The sequence below is a fragment of the Acinetobacter sp. CS-2 genome, assembly GCF_016599715.1.
Classification (GTDB): domain Bacteria; phylum Pseudomonadota; class Gammaproteobacteria; order Pseudomonadales; family Moraxellaceae; genus Acinetobacter.
On record NZ_CP067019.1, the window covers coordinates 2,507,765 to 2,530,694 of the forward strand.

Annotated in this window: 22 protein-coding genes and 1 pseudogene; 7 read left to right on the forward strand and 16 right to left on the reverse strand. The window is 44.0% G+C overall.

The window, feature by feature from the left end:
* Positions 1-32: 32 nt before the first annotated feature.
* The 5 genes from acpP to JFY49_RS12330 form a co-directional block, all read right to left on the reverse strand.
* Positions 33-269 (reverse strand): acyl carrier protein, encoded by a 237-nt coding sequence (acpP, locus tag JFY49_RS12310; protein ID WP_004651013.1) that lies wholly within the window; start codon positions 267-269, stop codon positions 33-35.
* A gap of 83 nt (positions 270-352) precedes the next feature.
* On the reverse strand, positions 353-1,087 hold the full coding sequence (gene fabG / locus JFY49_RS12315) for a 3-oxoacyl-ACP reductase FabG (protein ID WP_166171102.1): 735 nt from the start codon (positions 1,085-1,087) through the stop codon (positions 353-355).
* Positions 1,084-2,070, reverse strand: a complete 987-nt coding sequence (gene fabD / locus JFY49_RS12320) for an ACP S-malonyltransferase (RefSeq protein ID WP_180082019.1) — start codon at positions 2,068-2,070, stop codon at positions 1,084-1,086. The genes fabG and fabD overlap by 4 nt, the downstream gene beginning before the upstream one ends.
* 205 nt (positions 2,071-2,275) lie before the next feature.
* Positions 2,276-2,458 carry a 50S ribosomal protein L32 gene (gene rpmF, locus JFY49_RS12325; RefSeq protein WP_004279227.1) on the reverse strand — a complete coding sequence of 61 codons (183 nt, stop codon included), beginning with the start codon at positions 2,456-2,458 and terminating at the stop codon, positions 2,276-2,278.
* Between the two features lie 77 nt (positions 2,459-2,535).
* Complete coding sequence (locus tag JFY49_RS12330) at positions 2,536-3,093, reverse strand: YceD family protein (RefSeq protein ID WP_086196070.1); 558 nt, start codon at positions 3,091-3,093, stop codon at positions 2,536-2,538.
* 97 nt (positions 3,094-3,190) lie between these two features.
* Here JFY49_RS12330 and JFY49_RS12335 point away from each other — a divergent pair, with 97 nt between their 5' ends.
* The 3 genes from JFY49_RS12335 (at position 3,191) to JFY49_RS12345 (ending at position 4,894) form a co-directional block, all read left to right on the forward strand.
* The gene (locus JFY49_RS12335; RefSeq protein WP_180082017.1) at positions 3,191-3,853 is read left to right on the forward strand and encodes an elongation factor P hydroxylase; all 663 of its coding nucleotides are present in this window, start codon (positions 3,191-3,193) and stop codon (positions 3,851-3,853) included.
* Between the two features lie 86 nt (positions 3,854-3,939).
* Complete coding sequence (locus tag JFY49_RS12340) at positions 3,940-4,557, forward strand: L-threonylcarbamoyladenylate synthase (protein WP_180042499.1); 618 nt, start codon at positions 3,940-3,942, stop codon at positions 4,555-4,557.
* A gap of 49 nt (positions 4,558-4,606) precedes the next feature.
* Entirely contained in the window at positions 4,607-4,894 is a 288-nt protein-coding gene (locus tag JFY49_RS12345; RefSeq protein ID WP_180082015.1) for a hypothetical protein, read from the forward strand.
* Between the two features lie 11 nt (positions 4,895-4,905).
* Here the strand turns inward: JFY49_RS12345 and JFY49_RS12350 are convergent, their stop codons facing one another.
* A complete protein-coding gene (locus JFY49_RS12350) occupies positions 4,906-5,622 on the reverse strand; it encodes a GNAT family N-acetyltransferase (protein ID WP_180082013.1) in 717 nt (238 codons plus the stop codon).
* 378 nt (positions 5,623-6,000) lie between these two features.
* On the opposite strand from JFY49_RS12350, the gene JFY49_RS12355 reads away from it, so the two are divergent.
* From JFY49_RS12355 to rluB, 3 genes and pseudogenes are all read left to right on the forward strand, one after another.
* On the forward strand, positions 6,001-6,795 hold the full coding sequence (locus JFY49_RS12355) for a segregation and condensation protein A (RefSeq protein ID WP_180042502.1): 795 nt from the start codon (positions 6,001-6,003) through the stop codon (positions 6,793-6,795).
* Positions 6,795-7,382 (forward strand): SMC-Scp complex subunit ScpB, encoded by a 588-nt coding sequence (gene scpB / locus JFY49_RS12360; RefSeq protein WP_180042503.1) that lies wholly within the window; start codon positions 6,795-6,797, stop codon positions 7,380-7,382. The genes JFY49_RS12355 and scpB overlap by 1 nt, the downstream gene beginning before the upstream one ends.
* A 41-nt stretch (positions 7,383-7,423) precedes the next feature.
* A pseudogene (gene rluB / locus JFY49_RS12365) lies at positions 7,424-8,278 on the forward strand (23S rRNA pseudouridine(2605) synthase RluB); the annotation flags it as partial.
* A 399-nt stretch (positions 8,279-8,677) separates the two neighbouring features.
* Here the strand turns inward: rluB and bioD are convergent.
* From bioD to JFY49_RS12390, 5 genes are all read right to left on the reverse strand, one after another.
* The gene (gene bioD, locus JFY49_RS12370; protein ID WP_180082011.1) at positions 8,678-9,322 is read right to left on the reverse strand and encodes a dethiobiotin synthase; all 645 of its coding nucleotides are present in this window, start codon (positions 9,320-9,322) and stop codon (positions 8,678-8,680) included.
* On the reverse strand, positions 9,319-10,089 hold the full coding sequence (gene bioC / locus JFY49_RS12375; RefSeq protein WP_180082009.1) for a malonyl-ACP O-methyltransferase BioC: 771 nt from the start codon (positions 10,087-10,089) through the stop codon (positions 9,319-9,321). Before bioC ends, bioD begins: the two co-directional genes overlap by 4 nt.
* A gap of 9 nt (positions 10,090-10,098) precedes the next feature.
* A complete protein-coding gene (locus tag JFY49_RS12380) occupies positions 10,099-11,286 on the reverse strand; it encodes an 8-amino-7-oxononanoate synthase (protein ID WP_180082007.1) in 1,188 nt (395 codons plus the stop codon).
* Positions 11,283-12,578 carry an adenosylmethionine--8-amino-7-oxononanoate transaminase gene (bioA, locus tag JFY49_RS12385; RefSeq protein WP_180082005.1) on the reverse strand — a complete coding sequence of 432 codons (1,296 nt, stop codon included), beginning with the start codon at positions 12,576-12,578 and terminating at the stop codon, positions 11,283-11,285. The genes JFY49_RS12380 and bioA overlap by 4 nt, the downstream gene beginning before the upstream one ends.
* Positions 12,579-12,662: 84 nt before the next feature.
* The gene (locus JFY49_RS12390; protein WP_180082003.1) at positions 12,663-13,394 is read right to left on the reverse strand and encodes a hydrolase; all 732 of its coding nucleotides are present in this window, start codon (positions 13,392-13,394) and stop codon (positions 12,663-12,665) included.
* Positions 13,395-13,720: 326 nt separating this feature from the next.
* Here JFY49_RS12390 and JFY49_RS12395 point away from each other — a divergent pair, with 326 nt between their 5' ends.
* A complete protein-coding gene (locus JFY49_RS12395; protein WP_180082002.1) occupies positions 13,721-14,290 on the forward strand; it encodes a peroxiredoxin in 570 nt (189 codons plus the stop codon).
* 82 nt (positions 14,291-14,372) lie between these two features.
* Here the strand turns inward: JFY49_RS12395 and ftn are convergent, their stop codons facing one another.
* The 5 genes from ftn to smc all read right to left on the reverse strand — a co-directional run bounded on the left by ftn (position 14,373) and on the right by smc (position 22,929).
* Positions 14,373-14,837, reverse strand: a complete 465-nt coding sequence (ftn, locus tag JFY49_RS12400; protein ID WP_180042510.1) for a heteropolymeric bacterioferritin subunit Ftn — start codon at positions 14,835-14,837, stop codon at positions 14,373-14,375.
* Between the two features lie 403 nt (positions 14,838-15,240).
* Positions 15,241-16,215, reverse strand: coding sequence for a 23S rRNA (adenine(1618)-N(6))-methyltransferase RlmF (rlmF, locus tag JFY49_RS12405; RefSeq protein ID WP_166171080.1), 975 nt, complete (start codon positions 16,213-16,215; stop codon positions 15,241-15,243).
* A gap of 169 nt (positions 16,216-16,384) precedes the next feature.
* On the reverse strand, positions 16,385-18,424 hold the full coding sequence (gene ligA, locus JFY49_RS12410; protein WP_180042511.1) for an NAD-dependent DNA ligase LigA: 2,040 nt from the start codon (positions 18,422-18,424) through the stop codon (positions 16,385-16,387).
* 91 nt (positions 18,425-18,515) lie between these two features.
* Entirely contained in the window at positions 18,516-19,475 is a 960-nt protein-coding gene (locus JFY49_RS12415) for a cell division protein ZipA C-terminal FtsZ-binding domain-containing protein (protein WP_200223099.1), read from the reverse strand.
* 1 nt (position 19,476) lies between these two features.
* Entirely contained in the window at positions 19,477-22,929 is a 3,453-nt protein-coding gene (gene smc / locus JFY49_RS12420) for a chromosome segregation protein SMC (RefSeq protein ID WP_200224873.1), read from the reverse strand.
* Between the last annotated feature and the right edge of the window lies 1 nt (position 22,930).

Consider the following 22,930-nt stretch of genomic DNA (forward strand, 5'->3'; position numbering starts at 1 on the left):
CTTTTTTATATTCAGCAGAGCTGAAACAACAATTAACCTAGTTTCTTAGAAACATAGTCAATAGCTGATTGAACAGTTGTGATTTCGTTAGAATCTTCATCAGGGATAGTGATGTCAAAATCATTTTCGAAAGACATAACAAGCTCAACTAAGTCCAAAGAGTCAGCACCTAAGTCATCCATAAAAGATGCTTCGTTTTTGATTTCTTCAGCTTTAAGACCAAGTTGTTCTGCAACCGCTTGTTTGATACGTAGTTCGATATCGCTCACAGGAATTCTCCTCATTGCTTGTGGCGTTTTTAATGCCGTTAGTTTAATTGAATATCTTATTTTTGCAAAGTTTATACTTGAGCTTAGCTCATGTATAAACCGCCATTTACATGTAAAACAGTACCAGTGATATAGCTTGCTTTATCGCTTGCTAAAAAACTCACGGCATTTGCGATATCTTGTGGATCACCTAAACGGTTTAATGCCACTTGATCACTCATTTTTTTACGAATGTCTTCGCTTAATTGATCCGTCATTTCTGTTGCAATAAAGCCAGGTGCCACAGCATTCACGGTAATTTGGCGGCTGCCCATTTCTTTTGCAAGACTTCGACCAAACGCTTCGATGCCTGCTTTGGCAGCAGAATAGTTGGCCTGCCCCGGGTTTGCAAAGTGTGCTACAACAGAACTGATATTAATAATGCGGCCAAAACGTGCTTTAGTCATGCCCTTTAAGACACGCTTAGACAGACGGTATACTGCCTTCAAATGAATATTGAGAATATCGTCCCAATCATCTTCAGACATACGCAGTAACAAATTATCTTTGGTAATGCCAGCATTATTCACTAATACAAGAACTGGACCATATTTTTGTTCAATATCTGTAACTAGTGCATCAATGGCTGCCGCATCACGTACATCCAGTACTGCACCCGCACCATTTTCAGCAAAACTTGCAGATAATTTTTCTGCGCCCGCTTCTGAAGTGGCGGTTCCCACTACAAAATAACCGTCTTGAATCAATTGCTGAGCGATGGCTGCACCAATCCCTCTGCTCGCGCCTGTCACTAATGCGACTTTGCGTTCCTGTGTCATGCAATTTTTCCTTCAGCCACTAAAATGGCGTTTAGCGCATCTTCCATACGACTGTTACTGTCGACTGGGAATGCTTTTTCGATATTTGGTAAACGCTTCGCAAGATTAGCCAATACATTACCTGGACCACATTCAACCACATACTGCACTCCTTGATCTTGAAGGAACTGCATGGTCTTGGTCCATTGCACAGATTGATACAATTGTGCAGTCAATGCCTGACGTAATCCTGCTACATCTGTCGCGATTTCCGCGTTGACATTTTGTATTACAGGAAGGCTAGGCAGCTCAATGGCAGTATGTTCCAAAGCTTGTGCAAATTTGTCAGCAGCGGGTTTCATCAGTGAACAGTGCGATGGAACAGAAACAGGTAAAGCAATGGCTTTACCGCCATTTTCTTTTGCCAGCTCCATAACCGCTTCGACCAGGGTCTTATCACCTGCAATCACCACTTGGCCCTGAGCATTATAGTTGGCAGCTTCTACTGAACCACGCCCATGAATATTGACCTGCTCGCATAGTTCAATCACTTTGGCATCATCCAGACCCAGAATAGCCGCCATTGCACCTTGACCCTGCGGTACTGCATCTTGCATCAATTTGCCACGCAAATTCACCAGCTTAACCGCATCACCCAGTGACATCGCTCCGGCAGCAACCAATGCGCTGTATTCACCCAGTGAGTGTCCTGCAAGATATTTTGGCGCCACTCCACCCAACTCTAGCCACACACGCCAAAGTGCAATACTTGCGGTGAGCAGTACAGGCTGGGTAAATTCAGTCTGATTTAAACCTTCGCCGCTTTGTGCAATGTGCCAGAGATCAAAACCCACGGCTGCCGATGCTTCTGCAAAAGTTTCTGTCACGCTACTAAACTGTTCAGCCAATTCTGCGAGCATACCGACTTTTTGTGAGCCTTGACCCGGAAATACAAATGCTGTTTTCGTTGCTTGAGCAACTTGCTCGAGTTGTTTAGCAGACATAAAAAAATCCTGTAATGAAGTGATATTGTTATTCAACAATCGGTTAAATAACCAACATACACTTATGTAAGCTTATTTACGGAACGGAATTTAACACTTAATTTTTGTTTTGGTAATTGCCAAATACAACAAAAAGACGCCATAAAAAAAGGGAGCTTAACGCTCCCATTTTTTCTACTAAGCTTGACGCTTAATACATCATCAATTATTCAGCAGATGCTTTAGCGAATAATTGGCGACCACGGTAGATACCATCTTTAGATACGTGGTGACGACGGTGAGTCTCGCCAGTAGCTTGGTCTACAGTTAATGCATTCTCGGTTAAAGCGTCATGTGAACGGCGCATGTCACGGCGAGAGCGACTTTTACGGTTTTGCTGAACGGCCATGATGGCTCCTTACAAAGATCGAAAAAATGGATCAGAACAAATTCAGTTGTCTTATACTTAACAGTATAACACAAAAATTAGTTAAGTTTACCCTTCAAACTTGCCAAAACACCAAACGGGTTATCCCGTTTTTCTTCGACAATGTCATCAATGGCAGGTTGATGCTTATGCTCACAAACGTCATGCTTAGGAGACAAAGGCAACAACAATAACAATTCATCTTCTATCAGAGAAAGTAAATCAGCCGTCGCAGGCGCATCATAGCTGCCTTTTGTCGTTGCTTCACTCTCACCTAAGACGATGAAATCAGCATCCTCATCCAAGCGCTCTATCAGTGATTCATCATCCACAAGCGCTAAATGAAAGTCTGAAACGAGAGAAATTTCAACAGGATTCAGACAACGCTGACATTCCATTGGTACTTTCGTTTCAACATGACCATCTAACCATACGATACGATGATACGCATCCATTGATAGCTTACAGTCTATGTTAATCAATTGATCATCAATTGATCCAACAGCTTCACGGGAAATACGAACAAAGCGAGACAATGGCAGTGTACCTGACCATGTAAAGCCCTGTTCAGCCCATTTAAACGGCTCAATCTGTGCCGGAAAGGTATTTGCTGACATAATTAAGGCGGCAATTCTACAAATTCATCGGTACTCTGTCAAAGATTAAGATACAATTTTGTACTTATTTAGACAGATCAATTGGGTAATACAAGTCATGCATCAGTTGCAGCCGCAACCTGAAGTCACCACTTCATTACAGTTAACTACTTATTCAACCTCAAGTTCTGCTGTTTCTATCGACCCTGTGCAACGCTCACCCTGGGCCAGTTTGCAAACTGAAGTTCAACAAGTTGATTGGCTTATACTACACTTTAATCACTGGTTTTCCCACTTAAATGTGTGTTTGGTCAAAGGCGATTTTGAACCTGAATATTTTCCGGCAACCGAAGATGCGCCTGCCCGCATTCAATTTGCCCATGGTTTCTTTAATAGTGCCTTGCATGAAATCAGTCACTGGACTATTGCGGGTGAGCAAAGACGCTTGCTCCCCGACCTGGGTTACTGGTATGCCCCAGATGGTCGCACGGCAGAACAGCAGGCTTTATTTGAGCAGGTCGAAATCAAGCCTCAAGCGATTGAATGGATGTTTGCACAAGCTTTTGGTCGTAAATTCCGTGTATCTCTGGATAACCTGACTGGTGACGGCGGTGACGGCAGCACCTTTAAAGATAATGTCTTTGCTCAAGTACAACGTTATTTTTCCGGTGAAGCCAAGTTGCCACGTGATGCTGCACATTTTATTGCCTGTATCTGTGCCTGTACCCGGGGTGGCAAAACATTACAAAGTGACGAGTTTCAACGTGACATGCTGGATTAATTTACACAAAATCATCAAAGCCTGATTGCAAGACTTTGTAAATTCAACAGATAATGACTAATAGTAAGTCGGGGGAGAAAATAAATATGCTGCATTTAAGAATACATCCTGATAATCCTCAACCACGTTTGATCAGCCAGGCAGTAGAACGTATTCGTGCCGGTGATGTGGTGGTTTACCCGACCGATGCGGCCTATGCCATTGGCTGCCAGATCGGCAATAAAAATGCCATGGAACGGATTGCGCAGATTCGTGGTCTCGGTCTAAAGCATCAATATGCCATTCTTTGTTGTGACTTATCCGACATTGCCACCTATGCCAAAGTCGACAATGCCATGTATCGTCTGCTGAAAAACAATACCCCGGCAATCACCACTTTTATTCTGCCGGCGACCAGTGAAGTGCCTAAACGCTTGATGCACCCGAAAAAGAAAACCATTGGTTTACGCGTACCAAGCAACCGTGTGTGCCAAATGTTGCTTAAGGAATTGGGTGAGCCATTGTTAACCAGCACCCTGATTCTTCCCGGTCAGGATGAACCTTTAGATGACCCTTATGACATTGAGCAACAACTGGAAAAGCGTATTGATGTATTTATTGATAGCGGATTCGGCACCTTAAGCACCACCAGTGTTGTAGATTTATCCGGTGACAATCCTGAAGTGATCCGTCGTGGTGTAGGTGATGTCAGCGCTTTTGAATAAGCACGGTTAAGATTAAAGGGAATGTTCAGGATCAAGGAGTAGTGCGAGAATGGATCTGTTTTATGTGCTGCTCAACTATCATGATTTTGAGGTAAATAGCCGCATTTATGCGGAAATGCCCTGGACACTTGAGTCTAAAGTGAAAATTATGAAGGCAGATGCTGAGCAACCCCCTTCTGCGATGATCGACAACACCTATGCATTTTTCCTGGAAGTTGCCGTTATTCACAAATTATCCAGCCTCGATCAAACTCAAAATTTATGCATCCGAGACAGTGCGCAACAGATCATCGAATTTGCGCTCAAGTTATCGACATCCACCGCAACAGATCATTAAACACAGTAAAGTTAAAGAACATCACGCAAGCGCATTTTTTGTTGCCCATTCTGATCAAAATTATCTACCCTTAACCAGGCCCGATAGGCTTTTTCCAGTTCAGGCCACTCTTGATCCAGAATTGAAAACCAGGCGGTATTGCGGTTACGACCTTTGGTAATACGGTCTTGGCGAAAAGTACCTTCATAATGAAAGCCAAAGCGCAAAGCTGCGCGTTTAGAGGGCAGATTTAAGTCATCACACTTCCATTCCACACGGCGAAAGCCCTGCTCAAAACAAGCTTTTAATAATAAATAGATGACTTCTGTCGATGCTGTAGACTGTTTCAGTTGATGTGAAAAATAAACATTGCCGATTTCAATAACATGATCGGCAGAACGCTGGTTCAGCAAGCCTACCCATCCTACAATTGCATGATTGGCTTCAACCAGATAATGGATTGAATTTTTGAACTTAAAGTTATTTTCAAGAGCAGTTTGCAATTCCGCTGCATTTTCAAAACCCGAATAAGGTAAATAAGTCCAGCAGCTGCGATCAACCTCACCATTTACACATTGCCAAACTTGCTTCAACTGATCTTCACTAATGGTTGCTGAAGATAAGACATGCAGGGTGGCATATTTGCCATAGAGGGTATCGGCTAAAAAATGGGTCGGCAAAGGATGAGATACGGGAACTCCAATAAACTGCCCATATTCATTTTCTTGTACTTTTTCATGATCTTTCATGACATCGGGGATCTCTTTTTTTATTGGCATTCATATTGCCGAAAATTTTGCTTTATTCTATATTCAGAATCTTCTTTTATTCTATTCACAATATGAGGCCTAATGCTATGCCCCATTTTTTCATAAAAATCTAAAATCTAATCGGTTCGGTCAAAAAAATTAAAACCATACTCCCCTATGCATTTCACATCATCAAGCCAGTTAAAAACCTTACTGAATTTCAGGTTTTTTTGTATTTGTTGACTTAACTAATTTATTTGAAGTCAAATTTCCATTACACTAGCGCTTACTAATTTACGTGCTTTTTCTTTCGATGCGAGATCGAGGCAAAAGCATCATCCTGCATGCCTTTGAAAATTCGCGTGGCCTAAAACTGCAATGAATCAACCTATCCATAATCCTATGGAGCCAAGCTCACATATCCGTGTTATGGATGAGTGGCAAGATACGATTCCAGAGGATTTATATATTCCTCCTGCTGCATTTGAAATTCTGCTAGAGCATTTCGAAGGTCCACTCGACTTCCTGATTTACCTGATTCAAAAAAACGGTTTCGACTTATTACAACTAGATATCGCTCCGATTGCCGCGCAGTATCTATCTTATATGGATGCCATGAAGTCGCTGAATATTGAGCTGACGGCAGATTATATGGTGATGGCTGCCTTGTTGGCCGACTTGAAATCACGACTGCTATTGCCAAAACCGAGCACAAGTGTTGTCGTTGAAAAAGATCCCAAACAGCAACTGATTGACCGGCTGGAAACCTATTTACGGGTCAAACAGGCGGCGGAACGTTTAGGACACATGTCTGTTCTGGAACGCGATACCTTCCCGGCCAATATTAGTCTGGGTCAGGTAGTGCAAATCAATGAAGGCTATGATGTCAGCCAGTTACGTGATGCGCTGTTTTGCGTATTCAATCGCCCAGAACCTGTCACCCATCAAATTCAGCAAGAACCAGTGTTGCTTGAAGAACGCATTGCCTTTATTGAAAGCCGTTTACAGTCCGGTGAAGTGCTGCATTTTGAAGCCCTGCTTAAACCCAGCCAGGGGCGCATGGGCATGGTGGTTACATTTATGGCCATTTTAGAACTCACACGGCAACAAAAAGTAGCTATTATTGCCAGCGGTATTGAAGCACCACTTGCAATTCAAGGAGTAGCTGCATAATGGATCATCAAGCAACATCTCTATCTGTTGCCGAGAATCAACATGAAGTGCTGATGCAACTGGAAGCCATTATTTTTGCAAGTGAAACAGCTGTTTCGCTTGCACGTTTGAAAGAAGCGTTCCAAAATCAATATAATAAACAGGAATTGCGTCAGTTGTTACAACAGCTCGCCATGCTACAACATGGTAGATCGATTGAACTGGTAGAAACCGCACAAGGGTTCCGTTTCCAGGTTCGGGCTAAATATCGCAATATCATTACCCAGGTGTGGCCGGAACGACCAACTCGTTTATCACCCACCCTGCTCGAAACCCTTGCTGTGATTGCTTATCACCAACCAGTAACCCGGGCAGATATTGAACAGATTCGTGGAGTTTCAAACAATAGTCAGATCTTAAGATCATTGTTTGACTGGAACTGGATTAAAGAATCCGGCTTCAGAGAACTACCGGGAAGACCTGCGTTGTTAGTTACAACGCCACAATTTTTAAATGCTTTTGGTCTGACATCTTTAGGCCAATTGCCTCCCCTGCAGGATGCCAAGGAAGCTTTTATGACGCTCGATGCTCACGCAGCGAAGTCGTAGATAGGTGAACTGTTGATGATAATTTCTAAGGTTATGCTGTCATGAGTGAAAAATTACAAAAGGTGCTTGCACGCGTAGGTTTGGGTTCTCGCCGTTATATGGAAGAAGTCATTGCCGCTGGTCGTGTCAGTATCAATGGACGCGTTGCCCAAGTGGGTGAACGCATTGAACCAGGTGATGAGCTTCGCATCGATGGTCGTAAAGTCCAATTCCAGATTGAAGACGAAATCCGTCGTCGCGTTCTGATTTACTACAAACCCGAAGGTGAAATTTGCTCACGCAATGATCCTGAACAACGTCCTACCGTATTTGAACAGTTACCTGCAATTGCCAATGACCGCTGGGTGATGGTCGGCCGTCTGGATATTAACTCAACCGGTCTTTTACTGTTCACAAATGATGGTGAATTAGCCAACCGTTTAATGCATCCATCAAATGAAATTGAACGTGAATATGCGGTTCGTGTGATGGGCGAAGTGACACCACAAATCAAAAACAACATGCTTCAAGGCGTGGTTTTAGATGATGGTCCGGCGAAATTCGAATCCTTCTCTGAAATTGGTGGTGACGGCATCAACCGTTGGTATCAGGTGGTGGTTAAAGAAGGTCGTAACCGCGAAGTGCGTCGTATTTTTGAATCACAAGGTCTAAAAGTCAGCCGCCTGCTGCGTACCCGTTATGGTACCGTGATTTTACCGCGTGAGCTTCGTACCGGCCGCTGGATGGAGCTGGATAAAGCCGATATCGACAACCTGACCAAATCTGTAGAGTTGAAGCCACGTCAAGGTACAGGCCTGTTTGGTATGGCAAAACGCCGTACCGAACGTATGCAAGAAAAACCAATGGCAGCACGTCGTGGCGGTTATTTGCGTCAGCAACGCCGTGATAGCGAAGAAGGTGAAAACCAAAGCCCAATGGGCTATGCACAGCGTGATCGTCGTGAAAACCAGAATGGTCATGCACAACGTCGTGACAATACTGGCAATCTTTATGCACGTCGTGACGGCAATAATGGCAGCGGTTTTGCCCAACGCGGTGAACGTCGTCAAGATGGCAATCCAAACACTTACGCTCAACGTGAACCACGTCAAGGCAACAGCTATGCACAGCGTGAAAACCGCCCTGAAAACTTTGGCAATCAAGCGACATATGGCCAGCGTGAACGTCGTGATGAAAATGCACCACGTAAACCATTTGGCAACAAAAGCTTTAAGAAGTTTTAATTTTTAAAACTTTCCTTTAAAAAGCCACTCAATAGAGTGGCTTTTTTTATATCCTTCTCTTTTAAGCAAGAGTTAGGATAAAACAGGAATATCAATCCACTGTGCATTCGGGAAATGTATCGCCAGATAGCTTTTCAAATAATCCGAAGTATCTCTGGAAATCAGCTGGTCCTGTGATTCGTCATTCAGGTTATAGGCCAAAGCATAAAGTTCCAGACCACGACTTTTCAAGACTTCCAGACTGAGCAAGGTATGATTGATACTACCCAAACGACCAGAACTAACCAGAATGACAGGGAATTTCTGTTCAGCAATATAGTCAATCGTTAACAGTTCTGTGGTTAAGGGCACCATTAAACCGCCTGCACCTTCCAGCAACACTACTTCATATTTTTCAGTTAATTGCCGGGTCGCATCGGCAATTTTCTGGAAGTCGATTTCACGGTCATCAATTTTAGTCGCCAAATGCGGTGAAGCCGGATAAGTAAAAATTTCCGGCATGGTGAGTTTGCTTTCATCTTCCGGAAACCAGCCCATCTGCATCATTTTACGGTGCTGTTCAATATCTTCAGAAATATCAGTATTGCCGGTTTGCACCAGTTTCTGGGTGATGGTTTTCTTGCCCTGCTCATTCCATAACTTCGCCAGATAGCCTGTGGTATAGGTCTTGCCAATACCAGTATCGATGCCACTGATAAAATAAACGGGGGATGTCATGGCTTACTCCGTGCAATGCAATAAATAGGATGATAGCTCAGCTGATAATGGTGCTGACCAGATTGATCCAGCTCCGAAAATTGCTGATAGTCCTGATAAAACTGCTGTAAAGACTGTTTGGTCCAACGATGCTGTGCGGCGGTTGCAGTTACCCCGGTGGCCTTTAAATGCTGCAGCACCGCTTTAGGATGGGAAAAAGTTAAGGTTTCCATGTTTTCGGAAAGATGCAGAATTTCAAAACCCTGTTTAAGCAGCTTGTGCTGAATCTCATCAAGAGTCAGATAATTCAGCCCTTGCCCAGTCAGAGCCTTAATTTCTTGCAAATTCTGCTGACCAAAAGTGGAAAAACACAAATAGCCGTTTTCGATAAGCGCCGCTGCACTTTTTTTAAAGACCGAATCGATATCGCCCACCCATTGCAAAGCCGAACTGGAAGCGATCAGGTCAAGGGACTGCGGAAAATCTAGTTGTTCCACATCGCCAATCAGCCACTCCAAATTTTCCTTAGCTTGAAAATGCTGCTGAACTTCAAGATACAGGTCATTTAAAAACACATGCTTTATTTCCAAATTTTGCATCAGCAAATGGCTTAAATTGCCTGAGCCACAGCCGATTTCAAAAACACGGTTCAAGCTGGTACTGGGCAAATATTGCTGCATCAATTGCAGCAGCTGTTGGCAAATCTGTTTTTGCACGATGGCATGTGCGGCATAGCTTTGTCCTGCCTTGGCAAAACGCTGTGCAACTTGAGACTTATCAATATTCACGGCAACAACTCACAGCAACGCCACCAGCTGCTCAAGGTCAGCCTGATTGACTTGAGAAGTCAGTGAAATACGCAATCTTGAACTGTGTTTCGGTACTGTAGGTGGACGCACCGGCATGATATAAAATCCGGCCTGTTGTAGCTGCCGGGCTTTTTCCACCGTCTTTTGTGACTCGCCAATAATTACCGGCACAATATGTGAAGTCGAAGGACAATCAAAACCTTTGGCCTGTACCGACTGTTGCAGATTTTGACTGATCTGTTGCAGATGCTGACGTTGCTGTTGTAAGCCTAAAACTTTCTGGAAAATAAAATCAGTCCACGCCATACACATGGGTGGCTGTGCGGTACTGAAAATCAGCGGACGCATGGAATTAATCAGATATTCACGAATGATCGGATGGCAAATCAGATAACCACCGACCGATGCCAGTGCTTTCCCGAAAGTCCCAACCAGCAGATCAATCTCATCAATCACCGCATACTGTTCTGCACAGCCCAAGCCTTGCTCGCCGCGCACACCAATGGCATGTGCTTCATCAACATACAGCATCACTTTAGCAAATTGTTGTTTGATACGAACCAGTTCAGCCAGATCGGTTTCGTCGCCATCCATGCTGAAAATGGATTCCGTGACCACAATAATGCGCTCAAAAGCCTCATCTGTATGGTATTGCTGTAAAAGCTGTTGCAGATGATTCAGGTCATTGTGCCGATAACGCACATATTTTGCAGAGGATAAACGGATACCGTCAATCATGCTGGCATGCACCAGTTTGTCGGCCAGAATCAGGGTCTTACTGTCGCTTAAAGCTGGCAGAATCCCGATATTCATGTGATAGCCACTGTTGAATAACAGCGCAGCTCGTCCATGAAAAGCCTGACTTAAACTGGCTTCCAGCTGTTCATATTCAGGAAAATTTCCGGTTAAAAGCCTTGAAGAAGATGAACTCATGACACGAAGTTCATTCGGTGTTTCGTCAAAAAACTGTTCACGCAAAGTTAAGTCTGCTGCCAATCCCAAATAATCATTGGAAGACAGGTTAAGCATCGAATGACACTGGATTTCAATCATTCGGCCTTGCTGGACATTAGAGGTAAATTGCCGCAAATTGCCCTGCTGTTTGAGTTCATCCAGTTTGCTTGCATAATCATTTAACAAAGGGGCATTTAACAGCTGGTTATTTAACAATTTCATGCGGATACCTCTTGCATCTGCTCCACCACATTCACTAATTGTTCCAGCAATATATTCAATTGTTGTTCAGTAATCACATACGGCGGCATCACATAGACCAGTTTACCAAATGGACGTATCCAGATGCCTCGCTTAACAAACTGTTGTTGCAGGCTTTTCATATCCACATTAAATGTCAGCTCCACCACACCAATCGCGCCCAGCACCCGCACATCCTGCACATAATCCAGTGCTGATAGGGGTTGCAGATGGTGTTGCAACTGTTGCTCGATGCGCTGAATATTGGCTTGCCAGTCCTGAGCCAATAAAACCTCGGTACTTTTCACAGCCACCGCACAGGCCAGCGGATTGGCCATAAAGGTCGGGCCATGCATAAATACGCCTGCCTCACCACGGCTAATGGTTTCAGCTACACGCTTGCTGGTTAAGGTAGCCGAAAGTGTCATATAACCACCAGTCAAGCCTTTGCCGATGCACATGATATCCGGCTCAACGCCGGCATGTTCCCAGGCAAACAATTTGCCAGTACGACCAAAACCAGTGGCAATTTCATCAAAAATCAGCAGCACTTTATATTGTTCACACAGCAATTTGGCTTGACGCAAATATTCAGGATGATAAAAACGCATCCCGCCCGCACCCTGCACAATCGGTTCCAGAATTAAAGCAGCAATGCTGGCATGGTGCTGTTTTAAGACCTGTTCCAATTCTGCAATATCATCCTGATTCCATTCATCATCAAAGCCGACCTGTGGGGCTGCAACAAAGAAACGGTTAGGTAAACTGGAACCAAAAATCTGATGCATGCCTGTGACCGGATCACAAACTGACATGGCATTCCAGGTATCGCCATGATAGCCAGAACGCGGGGTGACAAAATTGGTTTTCTGACTTTCACCTTGTGCAGTCCAAAACTGCACCGCCATTTTTAATGCCACTTCTACCGCAACAGATCCAGAGTCAGCATAGAAAATTTTATCCAGACTGGGCGGGGTAATTTTTAACAACAGTCTGCCAAGTTCAATCGCAGGATCATGAGTCAAACCACCAAACATGATATGCGACATCTTGTGTAATTGATCCGTCACGGCCTGATTCAGTTCAGGATGGTTATAGCCATGGATGGCACACCACCAAGAAGACATGCCATCAATCAGTTGCCGTCCATCTTCCAGCTCGATAATGGCACCATGCGCCTGTTTTACCTTAAAGGTCGGCAATGGATCGGTCATGGAGGTATAAGGATGCCAGATATGCGCAAGATCAAAGTCCTGGTCGTTTAATTCGGTCATCCCTTACTCCTGCAGACGCTTGAAAATCAATTTTTCATGATCTTAAACCTGCATGAACTAAAAATAAATTGCGAGATAAACCAGTTATCCGCTTGTTTGTTCTATTTTCTTTAAAAATTGGCAGATTTTGCCAGTTATTAGTTCAGCTTCAAATAAAGGAAAGCCATGTGACCCGCTGATCAGCTCTGTTTCCAGAAACTTTGCATTGAATTTATGAAAATTTCTTTGAACTTTGTAGCTAACTAAAAAATCCTGTTTTGCAAACACATGATATTGATGACCTGGGTAATCCCTCAAGATATCGACATTATTTAAATACTCAAGGCATAATAATCCTTGTCTTAAAGTTTCAATCGATTGTGCCTGAATCAAACTTTGTAAAGTGATGAAGTCAGCTTTGGTGGTTACTGTGCCTTGACACACCATATAGCCAAACTTTTTTAAAGTGGAAATTGCATCTTGTTCAAATGATTGTTTGAACTGCTGAAAGGTCGGCTGATCCATTGCCATTGGCCATGTATCGTTTGCTACGAAACAGGGGTTGGAACCCAAAGTAATCAATACTTTTTCCTGTCCATGCTGCTTTTGAACCTGATCGACCAATACTGTAGCCAACTGCCCCCCCAAAGACCAACCGGCAATCACATCAAACTGATGCGCCAGTTCCACTTTCTGCTGTAGAACCTGTTCATCTAAAGCATTAAAAATGTTGCAAAGTTCAACCTCATATCCTTGCGCCGCCAAAGCCTGTTTTAATGGATCAAGCAGTTGGGTTCCACCGCCCCAGCCCGTGATGAGTAAAATACGTTGATTCAAGGTAAGCTCTAAAAAAACTAAATCATTTGAACAGTATAAAACCTCTGTCTCAATTCTCGCAGCAGCATTTCAAAATTCATTCATAATCCACTATCGTGAATGGCGACAAGGGAGTCGTTGTTGCTGAAGGATGATATGAATCTTACCTTTGACCGACAGCGGGGTTTTGTTACTTTTGATCCATCAAAGGTAAATATGCAAACACAGGTAATTTTTAAAGAATTTCGTTCATAATAAAATTTGAAATCATTACAAACCTACACTGCAACGTCTCATCAGCAAATCTGCTAAGATTAATGCAAACATTAATTATAAAAGTATACGTCATGAAAACTTCAAAACTGCTGCAAATCAGCTTGATATCCATATCAGCATTCAACGCTTTCACGGTTCCTGCCTATGCCGAAAATTCGATCTTCGCTTCTCAGAAAAACACTGAGAAACAATGGGTCGGAAAAGCGGCACCTGCATTTAAATTGCAGGATCAAAATGGTCAATGGCATTCCTTGAACCAGTACAAAGGCAAATGGGTGGTGTTATATTTCTATCCTAAAGACAACTCTCCTGGCTGTACCGAGGAAGCCAATCAATTTAAAGCGCTCTATCCACAATTTTTAAAAAGCAATGCCGTGGTTTTGGGGGTGAGTCTGGATGATGTCAAATCCCATCAAAAATTTTCAGAAAAATTAGGTTTAACTTTTCCTCTTTTGGCAGATCACAAACACCAGTTATCGAATCAATTGGGTATTGTGCGTAATCTGGGCATTATCCAAATTGCCAAACGGGAAAGCTTTCTGATTGATCCTCAAGGCACCATTGTTTACCACTATAGCAGTGTGAATACGCAAACTCATGCGGCTCAGGTCCTGGCGGATATACGGAAATTTTCTCAATAGCACGTCATTGCCCATCTCAATCATAAATTTAAACAAATATAAAGCCCGACTCAGGTCAGGCTTTATATTTCAACATTTAAACTTACATTTGCGATTGAATATAGTTTTGCAAACCAATCAATTCAATCAGACGAATCTGTTTTTCCAACCAGTATGTATGATCTTCTTCCGTATCCGACATTTGCTGACGAAGCATATCACGGCTCACATAATCACCTTTCTCTTCACACAATTTCACGCCTTGTGCCAATTTTTCACGTACATGATATTCGAGTTTTAAATCTGCTTTTAAACAGGTCACCACATCTTCACCGGTTTCGATGTCATCACGGTTCATATTCGGTGTACCTTCCAAAAACAATACACGGCGAATAATGGCATCCGCATGCTGTGCTTCTTCCTGCATTTCATGATCAATACGTTCAAAGATTTTGGTCAGCCCCCAATCTTCATACATACGAGAGTGGATCAGGTATTGGTCGCGAGCAGCCAGTTCGCCACCGATCAACATATTTAAATAATCTACGACTTCTGGATTACCACGCATTTTTATAACTCCCTACCTTTATGGGCTTATTATGGAGAAAATCATCTGTATTTGCAAAATAAAATTTCCATAAATATATGATTTTTAAACAATTAAAATGAGAAGTACTTACATTTACAGTTTTAGTTGAATAAATTCCCATTTATAAAACAATGTCTTGCACTCAGTACTCAGCTTAGATGAACAAGATCAAAGTACTTTTATAATGTATTGGTTTTTTGTAACTAGATTCAAAATCATTGTGGCATATATTCATTGAACTATATGCGTATCAAATCAGAAACGCTGAGTGCATCGGCATCAGGTTATTATATATAAGCAAAATTGAGCTTGTTCATTGGTATAAGCAGGCCAAATCTTAGTCATGCACCGACAAGCTCACTCATCCTCAGCGAAAATAGGCTTAAGCTGAAGTCCAACGTGCATTTCTCCATGCTTGTTGTTGCTTTAAATCTAAAAAAGTCCAAGCGACAAAACGACTTTCTTTTTGCCCCTGCGTCATTTTAATGGTTTTCACATCCACTGCTCCGCTCTTACGCAACGCATTTAAAAGCACAGGCAATGTTGTTTTCTTGGAAACCAGTGTGCTAAACCAAAGACATTGCTCAGCAAACTGTATGCTCTCTTGTACCATTTGGCAGACAAAGCGTTCTTCACCACCGTCACACCAGAGTTCATTTTTTTGACCACCAAAGTTTAACACCACCTTCGTCCGATCAACCGGCTTGCCAAGTTTTCTTAATTTTTGAGTTGCTGTGGCATTTGCTTCATCTTGCGAGGCATGAAATGGCGGGTTACACATCGTCAAATCAAAATGATCTGTGGGTTTAATCACACCTTTGAAAATATTGCTTGAGTTCTTCTGCAATCGAATCTGAATCCCTTTACGCAAATTTGGATTCGCCTCCACAATGAATTGAGCACTTTTAAAGGATGTAGAATGAATGTCTGAGCCGACAAATTTCCAGCCATAGCTACGATGACCAATGATCGGGTAAATACAGTTTGCTCCCACCCCAATATCCAACACTTGAACGGCATGCCCTGTTGGAATCTGACCTTTATTATTGGCACTCAACAAGTCAGCCAAATAGTGGATATAGTCAGCTCTACCCGGAATAGGCGGACAAAGAAAATCTTGAGGAATATCCCAATATTGAATGCCATAAAAATGTTTCAGCAATGCTTTATTGAGCATTTTCACAGCCTGTGGATCAGAAAAATCGACTGAAAGATCGTTATATTTATTTGGGCTAACAAAAGGTGCAAGTTCCGGACAAGTCTGCATTAACTGAGGAAAATCGTAACGACTGCGATGCAGATTTCGTGCATGTAATTGCGATTTTTGTTGCGGAAAAGTTTTCTTTGCTTGCGCCATGTGTATGCCAATAATCAACGGGAGAACAGAATCATCTGATAAGACAGGCTCAATACCTGTCAATAGATCGATATTGTACGTGAATTCAGCTCATCATGACGATCCCAACCCAATCAAGCCATAAAAAAGACATCCGAGGATGTCTTTTTTAATTCATGCTTAAGATCGATTAAGCAGGAAGTTGACCATGCTCTTTCATCAAAGCAATAAACTGCTCTTCGTTGATCACAGCGACACCGAGTTTTTCTGCCTTATCCAGCTTGGAACCGGCTTTCTCACCAGCAACGACACATTTGGTTTTACTGGATACACTGCCGCTGACGCGTGCGCCTAAGGCTTGGAGTAACTGTGTTGCCTCATCCCGTCCCATACTACTGAGCGTACCCGTCACCACCCAGCTTTCGCCATTTAGTGGCTGACGTGTCGGGGCGACTGGAGCATCCCAGTGAATTCCCGCTTCGAGCAAACGCTTGACCACTTCCAGATTATGCGGCGCCTGAAAGAAATCGACAATCCATTCAGCAGTAATATCCCCAACATCCGGGGTTTTCTTCAAGGCTTCAATATCGGCATTTTGCAGTGCTTCAAAAGTCTGGAAAGTATTGGCTAGCATACGTGCAGTGGTTTCTCCCACGCCGCGGATTCCCAAAGCATAAATGAAGGAAGCCAGTGTGGTTTTCTTGCTGTTTTCAATTGCATCAAACAGGTTTTGTACCGATTTTTCACCCATTTTATCAATGTTTAAGAGCTGCTCACGATGTTCGTGCAAGCAGTAAATATCCGCCACATTTTTGAGCAGGTCGAGATGGAGTAAACATTCCACCCAGCGATCGCCTAGACCTTCAATATCCATGGCCTTACGCGAAACAAAGTGGCGAATGGCTTCAATTCGCTGGGCTGCGCAGTACAAACCGCCAGAACAGCGTGCCAATGCCTCACCTTCAGGCATCACCACCGGCGAATCACAAACAGGACAATTTTCCGGTAAATGAACCTCTACTGCCTCATCCGGGCGGAATTCCGGCCAGACTTTTTCCACTTTCGGAATCACGTCACCGCTACGGTATACGCTGACGGTATCGCCAATTCGGACATCCAAACGGTGGATTTCGCCAATATTATGCAGGGTGACATTGGACACTGTGACCCCACCGACAGCGACAGGGTTTAAACGTGCAACCGGGGTTAAAGTTCCGGTACGCCCCACTTGCCAGTCAATATTTTCTACCGTGGTTAAAGCCGCTACCGCCGGGAACTTATAGGCGGTTGCCCAACGGGGTTCCCGGCTTAAAAATCCGAGCTGTCTTTGCTGTTTTAAATCATCGACCTTGATGACCAGACCATCAATTTCAACACTTAAATCGGCACGTTCTGCATTGATTTTTTCATAGGCTTTTTGTACATCCTGAATCGTGTCACAAATAAAATGACTTTCCCCGATGGTAAAACCAAACTGGGTGAGCCACTCCAGACTGGCATACATGGTGGTCTGGCCATGATGAGGTTCGCACTGTGCTATACCATAAGCATAAAAGGCCAGTGGACGTGAGGCTGCAACATTTGGATCGAGCTGGCGCAGACTGCCTGCCGCTGCATTACGCGGGTTGGCAAAGGTCTTTTCACCTTTGGCTTCATTTTCGGCATTCAGCTTTTCAAAACCTGCTTTAGGAATCAGCACTTCACCACGCACTTCAAGCAGTGTCGGTACCTGAGCCTGTGCAGAGCTTAGCACTTTCGGCAGGTTACGGATGGTTTTGACATTATGAGTAATGTCTTCACCGGTTTCACCATCGCCACGAGTGACGCCACGAACCAGCACACCATTTTCATACCACAGGGAAATGGCCAGGCCATCGAACTTTAATTCGACATCGTATTGGATCTTCTGATTGGGTAAACGTTCTTCAATACGGCGGGCAAAGGCAAACAGTTCTTCCTGGTTAAAGACATTACCCAATGACAGCATCGGTACGGCATGGGTCACGCTGGCAAATTTAGTAAGCGCTTTGCCACCCACTTTATTGGTCGGAGTATCCGCCTGTACATATTCGGGATATTGTTCTTCTAAAACCTTGAGCTGATGAAAGAGCTGATCATATTCACTATCTTCAATGCTGGGTTGATCCATTACATAATAGGCATGGTTATGCTTGGCTAAAATTTGAATCAATTGACGCATTTGCGCTTTGATAGTTGAATCTTCGGTCATATCTACCCCATAAAAAAGGGCGGTCTATTTCCGCCCTTCATAACTATTTGATCTACCCGCTATTATAGAAATCGAGTCCATCAGTTTCAAACTAAACTTCTGTACTTTGACCTGCACGGTAATCAATCGCGAAATGACGCCATTGTTCACGTAATTGCGGCGTAAATTCCTGATTGTTCTGGTCATACACGGTGCCGTCAATTTCACGGGCAATCAGACGCGAAATGCTGTCCATAGTATCAAAGGCATTCTGTACATCACTGTGTGGCAATGCCAGGAAGAAAGCCAAGCCTTTCACCTGTTCAGTCGACAAGGTTTCCAGATCAAAACCGGCTGCACCTTCGTCAGTAATCTGCAACACAGAAAAAAGTAACTTGCTGCCGTCTTCAGTATAACGATGGAAACAGGCCATTTCACCAAAACGCAGGCCATATTTAAGCAAGACTTTTAAGGTTTTTTCCCCGGAAAGCACCCGGCGTTCTGGATAAATATTTAGAGCAATAAACTCGGCTGCGGTCGATAAGGCACTGGCTTCATCCACGCGTTGCTGTTCATGCAAATGCTCATCCAGAATACTGCTTTCATCTTCAAAGTCTGAAATTTCGGCTTTTTCAATGCTGCTGTCCAGGTTAAATTCATCTGCTTTTTTATCTTCACCCTGTTGATCCTGCTGTGCTGGCTCTGAGCTGGCTTCAGATTTTACTTCTTCTACAGCGGTAGCATCTGCTTTCAACTCCGCCTGAGCGGGTGCTGCTGCCTGTTCAACCTGAGCGGTTTCAACCTTTTCTGCTTGCGCTTCTGCCTGCTGAGCTGCCGGAAGCTGTTCAGCCGCCGTTTCAGTTAAAGTGGGTTCAACACGTTCGGCTTCTTTTGCACTTTGTAGTTGATCACGCACATGACGAGGAATGACCGGTTGCTGGCTGTCAGAATTGACATGAAGTTCCGAATCTAGTGACGGTGCTGCATCCCCAGGTTTTTTAAACAATAATCTTAAACCGAATAGCATAATGATGATGGCGATAACTATGCCAACAATCGTAGTGACTTCCATACTATGACTCCGCAACTAAACCGTATTCTTTTGCCTGTTCCAAATCGACAGTGACTAATTTTGAGGTGCCCGGTTCTGGCATGGTAACACCTAACAAATCGGTTGCCATCGTCATTGCAACTTTATTATGGGTAATGTAAATGAATTGCACCTGTTCAGAAAGTTCTTTTACCAGATTACAAAACCGTCCCACATTGGCATCGTCCAAAGGTGCATCGACCTCATCCAGTACACAGAACGGTGCCGGATTTAAACGGAAGATGGCAAACACCAATGCCAATGCTGTTAATGCTTTTTCACCACCAGAGAGTAAGGCCAGAGAACTGTTCCGTTTACCCGGTGGACGCGCCATTAGTTTTACACCCGATTGCCAGTCGTCTTCAAGGCTTAAACTGGCTTCTCCGCCATTAAATACTTTCGGGAACAGATCTTGTAGTTCATGATTGACCCGATCAAAGGTGGTCATAAACAATTTGCGGGTTTCCTGATCAATACTTTTCATGGCGCCCTGTAACTGATCGACTGTTTTTTCCAGGTCTTCAATCTGATGACTCAGTTCTTCAAAGCGACTGGAGACTTCCTCATATTCTTCAGAAGCCGCCAGATTGACCGCACCCAGTTTTTCAAACTGCTGCTGTGCTTTTTCCAGTGTTTGTTGATGGCTGGCAATATCAATACTCAGCCCCGTGAGCATTTCACTATTCATCTCTTTTAACTGTTCAGAATAGTGCTGCCAGTCAGACTTGGCTGCTTGCCAGGCCAGTCGCTTTTCTTCCAGTTGAGTACGCAGCTTTTCATCTTGCTGCTGATACTGATGGCGCTGTTCAGTCAACTGTTGCTGTTTTTCTTGAACACTGTTCAGTTCAACCTGCCATTCATTCCAGGTCTTTTGCAACTTCTCGGTAATGTGTGCCTGCTCACTGAATTGAGATTCCAGTGCCGGCAATTCCAGCTGCACCGGATCAACAAACTTTTTCGCCTGCTCCATTTGCGCAATAATCTGTTGATATTGTGCTTTTGAGAATGAAGCATCTTTTTCCAGCAATTCAATTTGCTGCCGGCTTTGCGTGGCCTGACGACGCAGCAATTCCATCTCCTGTTGTGCTTGCTGCCAGGTATGCTGGGTATTTTCCAGCTGCTCGGTCAGTTCCTCAACCTGGAATTGTAGGGTTTTATAATTCGGTAAAGCCTGTTCCAGTTTCAGGTTTAAAGCATGCAGATCAATTTCCAGATCATCTTTCTGCATGGCATCCTCTTCCAGCTGCTCATCCAGCTGTTGCAGCTGACTGGCCAATTGCTGTTTCTGAAGCGAAAAAGCCTGAGCCGTACTTTGTACTTTGGCAATGTTGACATCCAACTGCTGCAATGCTTTTTGCTGTAGCTTTAACTGGTCTTGCTGCTCTTGAATGTTTTTTTGCAGCGTTTGAATCTGTTTTACTAATTCCGGCAATTGTTGTTCCGCCGTTTCAAGCTGTGGCAACTGCTGTATCAATGCTGTTTCAATTTCTTCCAAACGGATACGATGACTCAGTGCCCCTTGTCCTGCCTGACTGGCTTCATCGTAAAACAGGCCAATCACCCAATCCTGAGCCACCTGATAACCATCCAGCGTCAAGATAGACTGACCAATACCCAATTGTGACTGTAAAGCCAAAGCCTGATGAAGATTGTCTGCAACTGCCACCTGCTGCCAGATGGAATGCTGCGGTGATTCAATCCATTCGGCCAGACACGGTAAACCTGCAAGCTGAATCTGCCCTTTTGCAACCTGAACTTTCAGCTGACGGGCAATACTTTCCGTGAAATCCGCATTGGCATCTAGTACCTGTGCAGACAGCCATTTCGCCAGGAATTTTTCAATCAGATTGGCATGGTCTTTGGCCTGATTTTTGAGCTTCAACACCTGCATCAACTGCACGGCATCGTTCTGGACTTTCGGACTGTTCTTGATCAGCAACTGATGGAGATTTTTCTGTTCCGACTGCAATACTTGAATCGCAGACTTTAAGGTCGCAACATCATTTTTCTGCTGCGCATATTGTGCCTGTACTGACTCTAATGTGTGTTTCTGCGTTTGAATGGCTTGTTCCAGCTGTTCAATCTGCTGAGACAGTTGAACTTTTTCACTTTCCAGCTGTTCAATATCCTCCAGCTGGTGCTTATTTTGAATCTGTGCGGCCTGTTGTTGCAAGGTCTGTTTTTGCTGTTCAATCCGGGCAACATTTTTCGCCAACTGCTCACTTTGCGCCAGCATCTGCATTTTTTGCTGCTGCTGTTTTTCAACCTGAGCTTTGACCAGTTCAAATTGCTGTTGTACCTGTTGCTGTTGTGCTTTCAAATCGCTCAGACTTTGACTCTGGTCCTGTCCCTGGCTTTCTTGCTGCTGTAATTGTTCAGTCTGCTGTTCATGCTGGACTTGCAAAGTTTCAATTTGCAATTCAATCAGTTGCAGCCGTTCTTTGGTCTGTAGTTTTTGCTGTTCCAGCTGAGTTAAAGTCAAACTATTTTGCTGGAACAAGGACTGCTTCTGTTCCAGCGTCATTTTCAGTTCAGCTAGTTTTTTCTCGGCCTGTTGCCATTCATTTTGCAGTGGCGTGGACTGCTGAATCAGGCGCTGAAATAATTCACTGGTTGCAGTCAGGTCATGTTCCAGTGTGGTGAGTTCGGAACGCACCAGCTTGAAGGTTTCGCCCAGCTCATTCATCTGCACAGTATATTCTTGCTGTAAGCGGCTGCTTTGCTCACATTGAAATGACAGCACTTCCACTTTTATGGTGCGAATCCGGGTTTCCAGTTCTTTATATTGAATGGCGGTTTCGGATTGACGTTTCAGGGTTTTCAGCTGGGATTTCAGTTCCGCGGCAATATCTTCAAGGCGGGATAAATTTTGCGTGGTGTGATCCAGATGCAATAGGGTTTCACGGCGACGTGCCTGATAACGGGAAACACCGGCAGCTTCCTCAATAAACACCCGCATTTCTTCAGGTTTGGCATCGACCAGACGGTTAATCATGCCCTGTTCAATGATCGCGTAAGAGCGCGGACCCAAACCGGTTCCCAAGAAAATGTCGGTGATGTCACGACGACGGCATTTGGTGCCATTTAAAAAATATTCGGACTTGCCATCACGGTTGACCTGACGACGTACAGCCAATTCGTTATAGGCATTATAAGCGCCACCGAGCTTGCCATAGGTATTATCAAAACGCAGTTCGACACTAGCGACCCCGACCGGTTTACGTTTCGCAGTTCCGGTAAAAATCACATCCTGCATGCTGCCGCCACGCAGCTGGCGCGCACTGGACTCTCCCATTACCCAGCGTATGGCATCAATGACATTGGATTTACCACAACCGTTGGGCCCAACCACAGCGGTACGATTGGCCTTGAAATGTAAAGTTGTACTGTCGGCAAAAGATTTAAAGCCGGAAAGTTTTAAGCTGCTTAAACGCATA